Origin of the sequence: Bacillus sp. RO1 (assembly GCF_012524115.1) — a bacterium.
Lineage (GTDB): Bacteria > Bacillota > Bacilli > Bacillales > Bacillaceae_I > Sutcliffiella_A.
The window spans coordinates 17436-31705 of the sequence record NZ_JAAZWB010000040.1; the positions used below are offsets into that span (position 1 = coordinate 17436).

The window sequence follows — 14270 nt, forward strand, 5'->3', positions numbered from 1 at the left end:
ATTGCACAATCTCAATTTATCTGATATCATTTAAAACGTTGTTTCATTTGATACGAATTCTTGACAATCAATCATCATTAATGATATATTATACAAGGTCAAATTGAATACTTGTTTGAGGACAAGAAGAAGCACCCGCTTCTCACCTGATTGACGCATCACATGCAGTTGGCAGGTTTTACGAGAAAGATTTTATCTTTTACTTATGTAATCGTAAAGTGTGGGTGTATGTGTACATCCACACTTTTTTGTTTGTACAAAAGAGTAAATTGTTCGTCAAACGGTGTTCGGAATAAACCTTGGAGGTGGCTAATTATTAGCAAGGACATGATGGTAAACGATGGCATTCGTGCCCGTGAAGTACGTCTAATCGGTCAAAATGGAGACCAGCTAGGAATCAAGTCAAAAGTCGAAGCTCTAGAAATAGCAGCACGTGCTAACCTTGACTTAGTAATGGTTGCGCCTAATGCGAAACCTCCTGTATGCCGAATCATGGACTACGGAAAGTTCCGTTTCGAGCAACAGAAGAAAGAAAAAGAAGCGCGTAAAAACCAAAAAGTAATCAGCTTAAAGGAAGTTCGTTTAAGCCCTACAATTGATGAGCATGACTTCAACACGAAGCTTCGCAATGCAATCAAATTCCTTGAAAAAGGAGACAAAGTAAAAGCATCGATCCGATTCAAAGGACGTGCGATTACGCATAAAGAAATCGGTCAGCGTGTACTAGATCGTTTCTCTGCTGCATGTGCAGAAGTATCAACAGTTGAATCCCATCCTAAAATGGATGGACGTAGCATGTTCTTAATTTTGGCACCTAAAAACGAAAAGTAATTCATATGAGGAGGAACTCCAATGCCTAAAATGAAAACTCATCGCGGATCAGCGAAAAGATTCAAGAAAACTGGATCTGGTAGCTTAAAGCGTTCTCACGCATACACAAGTCACTTATTCGCTAACAAGTCTCAAAAGCAAAAGCGTAAATTGCGTAAATCAGCTATGGTCAGCAAAGGTGATTTCAAACGCATCCGTCACATGTTAGACAACTTAAGATAATATTTTTTATAGGAGGTATTCATAATGCCAAGAGTTAAAGGCGGTACAGTAACACGCCAACGTCGTAAAAAAGTCATTAAATTAGCCAAAGGTTATTACGGTTCTAAACACACTTTATATAAAGTAGCTAACCAACAAGTAATGAAATCCCTAATGTACGCTTATCGCGATCGTCGCCAGAAGAAGCGCGACTTCCGTAAGCTTTGGATCGCTCGTATCAACGCAGCGGCTCGCATGAACGGTCTTTCTTACAGCCGTCTAATGCACGGTTTGAAAGTAGCTGGTATCGAAGTAAACCGCAAAATGTTAGCTGAGCTAGCAGTTAGCGACGAAAAAGCATTTGCTGAATTGGCAACTGCTGCGAAAAACAGCTTAAATAAATAATTACCCAAACAAAAGAGGCTAACATTTGGTAGCCTCTTTTGTGTTTTGATAGAATATTGATGAGACTGAGAGTAAAGTCAGTCTACAAAATGTGTGCACACATTCGAACGTCGGAGGATATGATGGAAGTACTCGTCGGTTATTATATCTTTATCAACATTGTAGGCTTTATTATTATGAAAGTAGATAAACAAAGGGCCATCGAGCATCGCTGGAGAGTGCCAGAATTACACCTTTGGGGAATTGCGCTGTTAGGCGGTGCACTTGGTGCTTGGATGGGGATGCAAACCTTCCGTCATAAAACAAAGCGTCTGTTATTCCGGATAGGTCTACCATTCATAACGTTGTTACATATCGGGTTTTGGGGATATTTCCTGATAGCCTGATAAGTTAACATAATTTATTGATAGGTGAATAAGCTTTATTAAAAACTAGGAGGCAAGCCAAAATGGACGAAAAAATGAACGTACTCTTTGTCGTGATTGAAAGTCACTGGTGGCTGGCTTCTCTTGGTTTTATTCTTTTTCATATATTAAGACAAGTTTTATTTATTCCGGTGGTCATTATCTGCATTGCCGGAGGAGCCCTGTTTGGTGGAGTAATCGGCAGCATTTACTCTGTCGCAGGCTTAACCTTATCCAGTTTATTTTTCTACTTTTTGTATCAACAGTTTCCCGGCATATTTGGGAAAATACTAAAAATGAAAGAAAGGCTCTTTGGCAACCGCGCAAACTTTTCGGTTGGACAGATCACTGTCATGCGTCTGGTTCCATTCATCCATTTCCACTTACTTTCTCTCTGCTTGATTGAAACGACAAAAAGCTTTTCCAACTATGCAAAAGCTTCTCTCCTGACTAATATTCCTCTCGCAATTATCTATACCATTTTTGGCCAATTTATCACGGAATTTTCTCCAACTGCCATGGTTGCAGTGCTCATTGGACTCTTGCTTCTCATGCTGGTAATGAGACAAAAAGTCGTCGTTATGAAATGGGAACAATTCTTTCATAAAGAAAAGCAATATAAAAGAGGATAACGCATAATAGCGTTATCCTCTTTCATCTTTTAAACTCTTTAATTGGACTTTTTCAACAGACCCTGTACACAACCCAAAGGAAGTACGAAAACCGAACCGTATGCGTGGTCTCCATGAAACTTAGTTTAACCCTCAATAATCGTTGAAAGGTCTCTTCCGGCACCGATTTCTTTTGGTTATTTATTTAATGTGCATTTTAATTAACTTAATTTTCTCCTTTGCTGCTGGATGTGACACCGAGAGTTGCTGTGTGGTCACTAGAAATGATGGGATTGTTTGTGATTTTTATTGTTTAGTGAATACAATTAATGCCCAAATGGCAATGAAGAGAAAAACAATCAACAGATAATGCTTCTTACTCATCAAAAAGTTACCACGTTAAAGCCCATAAGGAGCACAAGTAATAGCACCAAGAATAATAGGAGTAAGATTCCTCCATTTTTCTGTCCCTTCTTTCTTCTTACAAGAAGGACTTCCATTAGGGACACTAAGATAACAGCCAGTAAACCTTTTAGAATATAGTTGAACGGATAGCCCATCAAATTGAGCATAGAAATGCCAGTACCTAACATCACAATGTAAAAAAGTCGTAAAACCATGTGAGCTATTTTCTTTTTGTTAATAAAATAGGTGATAAAAAAACTTATGACAAGTAACAGCCAAACACTGGCATGAATGGAATATAGAGTTTGAAACATCAATGAATTCTCCTTTGTTTATCATTTTGAGGTAACATGGTTGTATGTGCTGAGCGTATTTTCTCAAAATAAACCATGATTAAAATACTAAAAAACGTGATGATACTTAACACAATGAATGTCGTGACAGCATGTATGTCCAATAGGAATGTAAAAGCTAATGGTCCAATAATTCTACCGAGACTGTCCAAGGAATAACTGATACCCGAAGCCAGACCTTGTTGATGCTTAGCCTGCAGGGTAATTAAGGAAATGGTGCACGTACGCACTAGTGCGTTACCGGCCGAGAATAATGCTAATGCTGCCCCAGCTATCCACAGTTCTTGGGTAAAGGGGATTAATAATAAGGCCGCACCGGATGCTATTTGCCCAGCAATTATCCACCTAGCCTCCTGTCCACGCTTTATAAATGGAATGATTGCGCCTTGGACGATGGCATCAGCGAAACCGCTAATCATAAAAAGAAGTCCTATCTGAACAGGCGTGATACCAATATTCTTAATTTCGAAAAGTTGGAAGGTAGACTCAAGTCCTGCCATCAATAAGGTAGCGATGAAGGTAAAGTTTAATAAGGCAATCATTTGGTTACTGCGAAGCATCCCCCATTGCTTCTTGGACAGGAACCTGTGCTTCATAGCGTTTTCTCCTTTTCTTATTGAATCTGGGAGAAGCAGCCATGTGAGAAAAAATAGGAGAAGAAGCAGGCCAGCTGAGGAATAAAAAGGAGCCGTCAGACTAAGGGTGCTGAGAAACCCTCCAATGGATGGGCCCAAAATAAAGCCAACCCCAATACTGATTCCAATAAACCCCATGTATTTCGTTCGGTTATCTTCATTTGTATTGTCGGCAACATAGGATATGGTCGCAGAATACAGGGCACCCGAAAATATTCCACCCAATACCCTTGATGCATAAAGTCCGGCTAAGCTATTAAGGAATAAACCGAATAGGACAAAGGAAAAAGAATAGCCCATTAATCCAATAAGTATCATGCTTTTTCTTCCAAATCGATCGGACAGACCTCCCCAGAAGGGTGCTGTGATAAATGAGGAAAGTGAATAGATTGCCAGGAGCCCCCCTAAATGAACCGAGCTTGTGTCTAGCTTGCTAACAATCTCTGGTATGACAGGGATAATAATTCCAAATCCTAAATAAATAAAGACTTGTATCAACATGAGTAATACGATACGTTTATTCATATGTCACCTCCTCCTAAATAGATATATGTCATTATTGACATATTAATCTTAAAGGGGTCTTTGATTTTACACAATACATAACAGGTATCTGTAACAAACTGTTCATAGATGGAAAGGAAGATGCTACATGAGCTTAAAATATGCATTGCTTGGTCTACTCTCACAAAATCCACAGACTGGTTACGAAATATATAAAACATTTAAAGAAAAAATGGTTTATTTTTGGAGCTCCACACATTCTCAAATTTATACAGAGCTAAACAAAATGGAGAAGGACGAATTGATTGAGTCGGAGTATATTTATCAAGAAGGAAGCCCTAATAAGAAGCTGTACTCCATTACCAACCATGGAAAGAAAATGTTAGTGGACTGGCTAGTAAACGAAGCTCATAAACCAGCGAAGATTAAGGATGAATTTCTTATAAAGGCGAGCGCTTTTCACCTCCTTACAAAAAAGGAAATTCTCACGCTGTTAGATTCCATCATCTCGAGGGAGAAACAAGTTTTAGATGGTACCTTGGCATGGCAAAAAGAACATCTGGAAAATTCTATTGGTATGATAGGAGATTTTGCCACTTCTGAATATGGGGTCATGTATGCAAAAATGTATATAGAGTGGTGTGAGAAGGTGAAAGATGAGGTAATTACCCGTATGAAAGACTAGTAAAAGTACCCTTTTGGCACAAGTCCCTTAATGAAGTGTATTAAGGTGAGGATGATTTTGTACAGAAGAGGATAACTCCAGGAAGCGTTATCCTCTTTCATCTTTTAAAAACTCTTTTATGGGACTTTTCCAATCAATCAAAGCATCTGGGTATTGCTTTCGTACCTCTTTTTGCATAAATTCAAAGTCATGCTTCTTTAATCCTTGCAACTTTTCGGGGTTCTTCGGCCAGATGAAAATGGAAATGACCTCAAATGCTCTGTCAGTCGTCCCCAAATATTTTTCCCCTTCAAACATGACCCCTTTGTAGGTCAGAAGAAAGTTTTTCCGTACATTGCTTTTCTGATCTAGAAGATAGAAGTTCTTCTGTTCATGCGCAATCTCGAGCTTCCTTTTCGGATTCAGGAGATACTTGAAAATGGAATAAATAATAAAAGCAAAAAGTGCAAGTAAAGCAAGACGAATGAGAATCATAAACATATTTGCTACTCCTTCGCAAAAATACAGTTTGTGTTATAAAATACCTTATATACGGGTGTAGGTATCAAAAGGTTTCATTTTTTATAAATTTTTTTAAAAAGAAGGCGATATTTTTGAATTTAAGACGTTTATACGACATGCAAAGAGAGCTTGATGCAAAAATCGAATCACAACATGGGTTGCGGAAAGAAGATTTGGTTGAAGAAAAGATATTGGCCTTGCTTGTAGAGATTGGTGAATTGGCCAATGAAACTCGTTGCTTTAAATTTTGGAGTGTAAAGCCACCGGCAGCACGCGGAGTAATACTTGAAGAGTATGTGGACGGGGTGCATTTTATTTTATCCCTTGGGCTGACGTTTGGGTATGACGGTCCGGAAACTTCTAGAGGACTTGCGGAAGAAGCAGCCACGCTAACTGAGCAATTTAATAGAGTTTATCAGTTGGTTTCTACTTTTAAAGACGATCTTTCTGAGGGAAATTATTATCTATTACTGGATTCCTATACACAATTAGGTGAAATGCTTGGTTTTGAATGGGAGGAAGTAGAGCAGGCCTACTTGGAAAAAAATCAGATCAATCATGAAAGGCAACAGCAAGGTTACTAATCCTTTTTACATTAATAAGAGTTTTCTGTATAATAATTGTTGGATTGATATTTATTAAGGGGGTCGAAATACATGACAAAGCTAGATGAAACATTAACAATGTTGAAAGATCTAACAGATGCCAAGGGTATTCCCGGCAACGAAAAAGAACCACGCGACGTAATGAAAAAATACATAACGCCATTCGCTGATGAAGTATTCACAGACGGATTGGGAAGCTTAATTGCTAAAAAAGTCGGGAAAGCGGACGGACCAAAAGTAATGGTAGCAGGTCACTTGGACGAAGTGGGCTTCATGATTACACATATCGATGACCGCGGATTCCTTCGCTTCCAAACGGTTGGCGGCTGGTGGTCCCAAGTAATGCTAGCACAACGCGTTACAATCGTAACTTCTAAGGGCGACGTTACAGGTGTAATTGGTTCTAAACCACCACACATCCTGCCTCCGGAAGCACGCAAAAAACCGGTAGACATCAAAGACATGTTCATCGACGTCGGTGCATCCAGCCGTGAAGAAGCACAAGAGTGGGGAGTTCGCCCAGGCGACCAGGTTGTTCCTTACTTCGAATTCACGGTAATGAACAATGAAAAAATGCTGCTTGCAAAAGCATGGGATAACCGCATCGGCTGTGCCATCGCCATCGACGTGATGAAGCAGTTAAAAGACGCTGACCATCCAAACGTGGTGTACGGAGTAGGAACAGTGCAAGAGGAAGTTGGCCTTCGTGGTGCGAAAACTTCCGCTAACCTAATCCAACCTGACATCGGATTCGGTGTGGACGTAGGTATCGCAGGAGACACTCCAGGCGTAACCGAAAAAGAAGCACTAAGCAAAATGGGGAAAGGCCCGCAAATCATCCTTTATGATGCATCCATGGTCTCCCACAAAGGTTTACGCGACTTTGTAACAGGTGTAGCTGACGAAATGGAGATTCCATATCAGTTCGACTCTGTAGCAGGAGGCGGAACAGATTCCGGTGCTATCCACCTGACAGCTCAAGGTGTACCAGCACTATCTATCACGATTGCAACACGCTACATCCACTCTCACGCAGCAATGTTGCACCGCGATGACTATGAGAACGCGGTGAAGTTGATTGCAGAGGTTATTAAGAAGTTAGATGCTGATACTGTAAGCAGATTGACGTTTGATTGATATTTATTTTGAAGGCCTGCCGTAGCGGGCCTTTTGTTTTTAAATTGGAAATTAGGGGTTATCTGTCTCTTTTTTTATATATTTTTGGTATAAATTAGGTGGAGAATCTTTTTGGCACGAACTCAGTGTGTTTTGGCACGAACTCAAGTAATTTTGGCACGAACTTGGTCCATTTCCGCACGAACTCACAATAAAACGGCACCAACTCGGGTAGATTCCCTGCACTTCATTGTTATATGATGGTAACGTTAACTCGATTAAACTTTTTGGAGGGAAAAATGATAATAAAACCACTCGAAAAACCGTTAACAATCCGAAAGTTAGAAGCATTGTTGAGAAGAATTGATAAAAATCATCCAAAAAGACCGAAAATTGAGCAAGATCTTGCCAAAAGAATAGCAGGCTACAAAGGTGAGGAGTCCATGGAGTATCATTTATCGTTTTTGGATGAGCGCAAATACTATATCTTTCATGCATTAAGACTAAAATCAGCTAGTAACTTCTGCTTTCAAATGGATGTCCTCCTCTTAACCTCAAAATATTTCCTCATCATTGAAATTAAAAACATCATTGGCCAAGTCACATTTGAAAATCATTTCGCTCAATTCATTCGGACATTAAATGGCATAGAAGAAGGTTTCTATAATCCGTTAGATCAAGTGAAAAAACAGAAACTAAGACTAGATTCTTTTATAGAAAGTCAAAAGATGAAGCGTCCTCCAATAAAATCCCTTGTTTGTTTTACTAATCCTCAAACCATTATCAGATCAGATTCACGAGTGAAAGCTTCACAATCTGTCATGCATGCACATAATCTTTTTTCAAAACTAGAGGAGTTAAATCAACAATTCGACTCGTCCATATTTACTGAAAAAGAACTACTAAAGATTTCGCGAAAATTATTAAAGCAGCATTGCGAGGAAGATGTTAACATCCTTGAACGATATGATATAAAGCCTGAGGTTATTATTAAAGGAGTAGCATGCCCTGGTTGCTTGAACTTTACCATGAACAGGAAGAGTGGATCGTGGCTTTGTGAAAAATGCAATTTGAAATCTAAAGATGCCCATTTAGGAAACCTGGAAGAATACCGCTTACTTTTCGGTCAAAACATCACCCATCAAGAGTTAAAAGAATTTCTAGGGCTAGCAACGAATTCAACCACGTCTAAAATTATCTACTCTCTAGGACTAACACACTGCGGCTCAAAATACAGGAGAACCTACAAACTGAAATAAAAAAAACAGCCCCCTCAAAAAGGAGCTGTCTTTGGTCCAATACTATTTCAATCCATCCTCTAAAGTTGAGAGCATTTCAGCTTTGTCCTGCTCAGAAGAATTCTCCCAAATTACTTCAAACAACACGCCTAAACCTGGAAGCATTTTTTCTTCGCCTTTATTAATGGCATCTAAGATTGTCTCTCTAAGCTGGTCTTGAGAATTTCCTTCCACATTCTGACGGATCGCATGACGTAAATTCAAATTCATCCTTATCACCTCGTAGGGAAAATAGTATCAACACCTAGCATGTCCAATAGATGGTTTAATTATGTGAATAAAATGCGTATAATAACAGTAATGAGTAGCGGAAAAGGAGAAACAAGTATTGAAACATATAGAATCCATCAAGAATAATAAAGTGAAACAGTGGAAAAAGCTGCAGAAAAAGAAAGAACGTGAACAATCCGGAACTTTCATCATTGAAGGATTTCACCTGGTTGAAGAGGCCTTGAAAGTGGACAATCTTGTGGAAGAAATCATCATTTCAGAAGATCGCACCATCCCGAATGAGTGGGACCTTAACCATGTGGAACTAATATATGCCGTTCCCAATGTCTTAAAAGAAATTAGTGAAACAGAAACACCACAAGGAGTCGCAGCGATTTGCCGCATTCCGGAGCAAAACGCACTTACACTGCAACCTAACCAAAAAATTCTTTTGCTAGATAATGTTCAAGACCCGGGAAATGTGGGCACAATGATAAGAACTGCGGATGCTGCCGGAATGGACATGGTTATTTTAGGAGAAGGTTGCGCTGATCTATATAGCTCAAAAGTGATTCGTTCCACACAAGGATCGATATTTCACCTGCCGATAGCAAGAGGTGATCTCAAGAGCTATATTCAACAATGTAAAGAACTCAACACACCTGTTTACGGAACCTCCCTGCAAAATGGATTGCCGTTCCAACAAGTACAACCATCCCAATCTTTCGCGCTGATACTTGGCAATGAAGGAAAAGGGATGGCCAAAGAACATCTCGATATGACAAACCAGAACCTTTACATCCCTATCCATGGACAAAGTGAATCCTTGAATGTAGGTGTAGCAGCGGGAATTTTAATGTATTATTTACGTGGATAGAGTTGCATCTGCCACATGTTTTCAATATAATATAAAAATAGTTACATACTGAACAAAGCAATGAGAGAGGCAAGTAGCTCGTTTCAGACCTTATCAGGGAAAAGGTGCCGCAGACTGAAAGCATCTTAAAGGAAGAAAGAGTGAACATTTCACCTCTTGAGTGACACTTGGACCAGCAGGCATAAGCGATGCTGTAAAGGTGGACCGGTTAGATAGCCGTTATCTGGAATAGAGCGAACAAAGAGTAATTATGTCTTTGTTAACTAGGGTGGTACCGCGAATATCTCGTCCCTTTTTGAGGGGCGAGTTTTTTTGTTTATTTCTGTTATAAGAGAGTGATTAGAATTTAGAACCTCTTAGCTGTTGATTGGAGCACAGGGCGAAGACTCCGGAGGGAGGTAGCGGTAGACTTGAGACCCCTGAAGCGTTGTGAGGAGGCTAAAGCACCGCCCCTCGGAAAGCGAAGCCCAGTGCGGAAATCTACAGCGGCGTTAAATCGTTAAACAGGATATGAATTTTATAAAAATTGAACCAAGGAGGAATAGATGTGGAACAACGATTGAAGGAATTAGAGACACTTGCCATTGAGCAAGTAGAACAAGCGCAAGACTTAAAAGCACTAAATGAAGTCCGTGTGGCGTACCTTGGAAAAAAAGGTCCTATCACGGAAATTTTAAAAGGAATGGGTAAGCTTTCAGCAGAAGAGCGCCCGAAAATGGGAGCACTGGCTAATGTTGTCCGTGGAAATGTTGCGGAGAAAATTGAAGCAAAGCAGGCTGAACTCGAAAAGGCAGAAGTAGCGAAAAAGCTTGCATCTGAAACAATTGATGTAACATTACCTGGCCGCCCGGCTCCAACAGGTAATCCTCATCCATTAACAAAAGTTATCGAAGAAATCGAAGACCTGTTCCTTGGAATGGGCTACACGATTACAGAAGGACCGGAAGTTGAAACGGACTATTACAACTTCGAAGCATTAAACTTGCCAAAGGATCACCCTGCTCGCGATATGCAGGATTCTTTCTATATTACAGATGAAGTACTTTTAAGAACGCAAACTTCCCCTGTTCAAGCAAGAACTATGGAAGCGAATAAGGAAAAGGGACCTATTAAAATTATCTGTCCTGGTAAAGTGTATCGCCGTGATGACGACGATGCGACCCACTCCCACCAGTTCACGCAAATTGAAGGGCTTGTGATTGACGAGAACATCAGCATGAGTGACCTTAAGGGGACACTTGAAACATTTGCGAAAAAGATGTTCGGTGAAGACCGTGAAATCCGTCTGCGTCCTAGCTTCTTCCCTTTCACAGAGCCGTCTGTTGAGATTGACGTAACATGTGCGAAATGTGGAGGCAAAGGCTGCAGCATGTGTAAAGGAACTGGCTGGATTGAAATTCTTGGAGCTGGTATGGTTCATCCGCGTGTGCTTGAAATGTCTGGTTATGATCCGAAAAAATATCAAGGATTTGCTTTTGGGATGGGACCTGAGCGTATTGCGATGCTTCGTTACGGCATTGACGATATCCGCCATTTCTACACAAACGATCAACGTTTCGTGAAGCAATTCAATCGAGTTTAAGAGGAGGGGAAACCATGTTAGTATCTTACAATTGGTTAAAAGATTACGTAAATATAGATGATATTACTGCTGAAGACTTGGCAGAGAAGATTACAAGAAGCGGTATTGAAGTAGAAGGCGTGGAAGTGCTGAACGACGGAATCAAAGGTGTCGTTGTTGGTCACGTTTTAGAAAAGGAACAACATCCAAATGCGGATAAATTGAACGTATGCCAAGTGGACCTTGGAAACGGAGAAACTGTACAAATTGTCTGCGGTGCCAAAAATGTAGACAAAGGCCAGAAAGTGGCAGTTGCAACCGTTGGGGCAGTGCTTCCTGGAAATTTTAAAATAAAGCGTGCAAAGCTTCGCGGGGAAGAATCCAACGGGATGATCTGTTCATTGCAAGAGTTGGGAATTGGTTCTAAGCTTGTGGCAAAAGAATTCTCTGAAGGGATTTTTGTATTCCCAAATGATGTGGAAGTGGGTACAGATGCACTTGAATACCTAAACCGCAATGATAAAGTTATGGAACTAGGGCTTACACCAAACCGTTCAGATGCTTTAAGTATGCTGGGTGTGGCATATGAAGTTGGCGCAATCCTTGGCCGTGAAGTAAAATGGCCATCTACTGAATATGAAGCGAACAATGAAGAAGCTTCTAATTATATTTCCGTAAATGTGGACGCTTCTGAAGACAACCCGTTATATGTAGCAAAAGTAGTGAAAAACGTGAAAATTGGTCCTTCACCGCTTTGGATGCAAGGTCGTCTGATGGCAGCTGGAATCCGCCCACACAACAATGTGGTCGACATCACAAACTACATTTTATTAGAATACGGTCAGCCATTGCATGCGTTCGATTATGATCGTCTTGGTAGCAAGGAAATTCTTGTACGCCGTGCTCGCAAGGATGAGAAAATTACAACCCTTGACGATGCAGAGCGTACGTTAACAGAAGATCACCTTGTAATCACAAACGGAACAGAGCCTGTCGCTCTTGCCGGAGTAATGGGTGGTGCGAATTCAGAGGTTCAATCTGATACAACGACAATCCTGCTTGAGTCCGCATACTTCAATGGAGTGACTGTACGTAAAGCTTCAAAAGACCATGGTCTTCGAAGTGAGGCAAGTGCCCGCTACGAAAAAGGAATTGATCCGAACCGTACACATGAGGCGGCAGAAAGAGCAGTTGCCCTTATGGCAGAATATGCTGGCGGTGAAGTGGTCGGCGGTTCCGTGGAAGTAAACACATTGAGAGTAGAACCTGCAGTGGTCAGCACTACTGTCGAAAAAATTAATAGCGTGCTTGGAACTTCCATCACTGCTGCGGAAGTGAAAGATATTTTCACGAAGCTGCAATTTGAGGTATCTGAAGACAACGGCAGCTTTACCGTTACCGTTCCAACTCGTCGTGGGGATATCACGATTGAAGAGGATCTTGTTGAGGAAGTGGCACGTCTTTACGGATATGACAATATCCCAACTACACTGCCTGTAAGTGCTGCAACACCTGGCGTGTTGACTCCATATCAAGCGAAGCGTCGTAAAGTTCGCCGTTACCTGGAGGGTGCTGGTCTAATCCAAAACATTACGTACTCCCTGACAAGCGATGAGCGCGCGAAGCAATTCGCCCTTGAAGATGGAAAAGCAATTCGCCTTGCGATGCCAATGAGTGAAGAGAGAAGCACGCTGCGTCTAAGCCTTGTGCCGCATCTTCTAGAAGCACTACAACACAATATCGCTCGTTCCTTGCAAGCGAACGCAGTATATGAAATCGGGTCTGTATTCATTGGGAAAGAAGAAGCTGTATTGCCGGAAGAAAAAGAACGTCTTGCTGGTGCGCTAACAGGTCTATGGCAGCAACATCCATGGCAGGGAGAGAAAAAAGCAGTTGATTTCTTTGTAGCCAAAGGAATTTTGGAAGGCGTGTTCTCTATGCTAGGAGTGAGTGAAACAATCACTTACACTCGTTCTGAAAAAGATGGCTTACACCCTGGACGTACAGCTGAAATCTTACTGAACGGTGAGAGCATCGGTTTCATTGGTCAGCTTCATCCAGAGAAATTAAATGAGCTAGATTTACCAGAAACATATGTATTCGAGCTTTCCTTAACAGCACTACTTGGAGAAAGCATCGGAGAAATCCAATACGAAGCAATTCCGCGCTTCCCATCCATCAGCCGTGATATCGCACTTGTGGTAGATCGTGAAACTCCAGCAGGTGAGTTGGAAGCAGTGATCAAAACAACAGGTGGTTCTTTATTGAAAGAGGTTCAGGTATTCGACGTGTACGAAGGTGACAAAATCGACTCATCCAAAAAATCAGTCGCTTTCGCATTACGCTACTACCACCCAGAACACACACTGACTGACGAAGAAGTAACAAAAGTCCACACAAAAGTGCTTCAAGCAGTCGAAGAAAAATTCAACGCAGTATTAAGAAGCTAAAAAAACAAAAAAGGGATTCCAAATGGGATCCCTTTTTTGTGCTTTTTTAATGAATAAAAAAGCATAAAACACAGTTGCTTTCAATTACCTAAAGGATAACAAAAGCTATCTAATCGAGTTAATGGCAAAACCAGTAAACCGTCTCGAAGCCGGAAACTCCTCCAGAAAAACAAAAACGGTAACAGAGAAGCCACATCAATACCCAAAGCTCTTCCAGAAAAAAAAACGGTAACAGAGAAGCCGTCTCAAAGCCCGAAACTCCATCAGAATAGCAAAAACGGTAACAGAGAAGCCGTCTCAAAGCCCGAAACTCCATCAGAATAGCAAAAAAGGTAACAGAGAAGCCGTCTCAAAGCCCGAAACCCCATCAGAAAAGTAAAAACGGTAACAGAGAAGCTGTCTCAAAGCCTAAAACCCCCCCATCAGAAAGTAACAGAGCAGGGAAGCGGCAATGTTGAGACCACGTAGGCGAAACTACACTGACGAGGAGGCTTAAGGTGCGGAAAGAAATAGCTGCGGTTAGCGATTAACCAAACTCAAATTCTTATAATTAAAAAAGGCCAAGCTATTTTGCCTGTTTCTCTTAAGGAAAAACCTAGGTATTTCGAATGATTTATA

16 protein-coding genes and 2 other annotated features are annotated in these 14270 nt (G+C 40.9%); of the genes, 12 read left to right on the forward strand and 4 right to left on the reverse strand.

The window, feature by feature from the left end; translation table 11 throughout:
- The first annotated feature begins 117 nt into the window (after window positions 1–117).
- Window positions 118–256 (forward strand) — a sequence feature (ribosomal protein L20 leader region).
- Window positions 257–312: 56 nt separating this feature from the next.
- The 5 genes from infC (at window position 313) to HC179_RS03495 (ending at window position 2473) form a co-directional block, all read left to right on the forward strand.
- Window positions 313–831: a translation initiation factor IF-3 gene (gene infC, locus HC179_RS03475; protein WP_082380810.1), complete on the forward strand. Its 519-nt coding sequence runs from the start codon at window positions 313–315 to the stop codon at window positions 829–831.
- 21 nt (window positions 832–852) lie between these two features.
- The gene (gene rpmI / locus HC179_RS03480) at window positions 853–1053 is read left to right on the forward strand and encodes a 50S ribosomal protein L35 (RefSeq protein ID WP_010195692.1); all 201 of its coding nucleotides are present in this window, start codon (window positions 853–855) and stop codon (window positions 1051–1053) included.
- 24 nt (window positions 1054–1077) lie between these two features.
- On the forward strand, window positions 1078–1437 hold the full coding sequence (rplT, locus tag HC179_RS03485; protein WP_010195693.1) for a 50S ribosomal protein L20: 360 nt from the start codon (window positions 1078–1080) through the stop codon (window positions 1435–1437).
- A gap of 119 nt (window positions 1438–1556) precedes the next feature.
- Window positions 1557–1823, forward strand: coding sequence for a DUF1294 domain-containing protein (locus HC179_RS03490; RefSeq protein WP_168863078.1), 267 nt, complete (start codon window positions 1557–1559; stop codon window positions 1821–1823).
- A 62-nt stretch (window positions 1824–1885) separates the two neighbouring features.
- On the forward strand, window positions 1886–2473 hold the full coding sequence (locus tag HC179_RS03495) for a TVP38/TMEM64 family protein (protein WP_168863079.1): 588 nt from the start codon (window positions 1886–1888) through the stop codon (window positions 2471–2473).
- Between the two features lie 362 nt (window positions 2474–2835).
- Here HC179_RS03495 and HC179_RS03500 read toward each other — a convergent pair whose 3' ends face one another.
- Together HC179_RS03500 and HC179_RS03505 are read right to left on the reverse strand one after the other, a co-directional pair.
- A complete protein-coding gene (locus HC179_RS03500; RefSeq protein WP_168863080.1) occupies window positions 2836–3171 on the reverse strand; it encodes a YisL family protein in 336 nt (111 codons plus the stop codon).
- The gene (locus HC179_RS03505; RefSeq protein WP_168863081.1) at window positions 3171–4370 is read right to left on the reverse strand and encodes an MFS transporter; all 1200 of its coding nucleotides are present in this window, start codon (window positions 4368–4370) and stop codon (window positions 3171–3173) included. The genes HC179_RS03500 and HC179_RS03505 overlap by 1 nt, the downstream gene beginning before the upstream one ends.
- 127 nt (window positions 4371–4497) lie before the next feature.
- Between HC179_RS03505 and HC179_RS03510 the strand changes: the two genes are divergently transcribed.
- Entirely contained in the window at window positions 4498–5034 is a 537-nt protein-coding gene (locus HC179_RS03510; protein ID WP_168863082.1) for a PadR family transcriptional regulator, read from the forward strand.
- Between the two features lie 87 nt (window positions 5035–5121).
- Here HC179_RS03510 and HC179_RS03515 read toward each other — a convergent pair whose 3' ends face one another.
- Window positions 5122–5514: a sigma-w pathway protein ysdB gene (locus HC179_RS03515; RefSeq protein ID WP_168863083.1), complete on the reverse strand. Its 393-nt coding sequence runs from the start codon at window positions 5512–5514 to the stop codon at window positions 5122–5124.
- Window positions 5515–5627: 113 nt separating this feature from the next.
- On the opposite strand from HC179_RS03515, the gene HC179_RS03520 reads away from it, so the two are divergent.
- From HC179_RS03520 to HC179_RS03530, 3 genes are all read left to right on the forward strand, one after another.
- A complete protein-coding gene (locus HC179_RS03520) occupies window positions 5628–6119 on the forward strand; it encodes a dUTP diphosphatase (protein WP_168863084.1) in 492 nt (163 codons plus the stop codon).
- Between the two features lie 72 nt (window positions 6120–6191).
- Window positions 6192–7277, forward strand: coding sequence for a M42 family metallopeptidase (locus tag HC179_RS03525; RefSeq protein ID WP_168863085.1), 1086 nt, complete (start codon window positions 6192–6194; stop codon window positions 7275–7277).
- 278 nt (window positions 7278–7555) lie between these two features.
- Window positions 7556–8515 carry a nuclease-related domain-containing protein gene (locus HC179_RS03530; RefSeq protein ID WP_168863086.1) on the forward strand — a complete coding sequence of 320 codons (960 nt, stop codon included), beginning with the start codon at window positions 7556–7558 and terminating at the stop codon, window positions 8513–8515.
- A gap of 42 nt (window positions 8516–8557) precedes the next feature.
- On the opposite strand, the gene sspI is transcribed toward HC179_RS03530, so the two are convergent.
- Window positions 8558–8764: a small acid-soluble spore protein SspI gene (gene sspI, locus HC179_RS03535; RefSeq protein WP_010195705.1), complete on the reverse strand. Its 207-nt coding sequence runs from the start codon at window positions 8762–8764 to the stop codon at window positions 8558–8560.
- A gap of 118 nt (window positions 8765–8882) precedes the next feature.
- Between sspI and HC179_RS03540 the strand changes: the two genes are divergently transcribed.
- The 3 genes from HC179_RS03540 (at window position 8883) to pheT (ending at window position 13652) form a co-directional block, all read left to right on the forward strand.
- Window positions 8883–9641: a TrmH family RNA methyltransferase gene (locus HC179_RS03540; protein WP_168863087.1), complete on the forward strand. Its 759-nt coding sequence runs from the start codon at window positions 8883–8885 to the stop codon at window positions 9639–9641.
- A 51-nt stretch (window positions 9642–9692) separates the two neighbouring features.
- Window positions 9693–9937: a binding site (T-box leader), on the forward strand.
- Between the two features lie 251 nt (window positions 9938–10188).
- A complete protein-coding gene (pheS, locus tag HC179_RS03545) occupies window positions 10189–11223 on the forward strand; it encodes a phenylalanine--tRNA ligase subunit alpha (protein ID WP_148987843.1) in 1035 nt (344 codons plus the stop codon).
- Window positions 11224–11237: 14 nt separating this feature from the next.
- Window positions 11238–13652: a phenylalanine--tRNA ligase subunit beta gene (gene pheT, locus HC179_RS03550; protein ID WP_168863088.1), complete on the forward strand. Its 2415-nt coding sequence runs from the start codon at window positions 11238–11240 to the stop codon at window positions 13650–13652.
- Window positions 13653–14270: the final 618 nt, after the last annotated feature.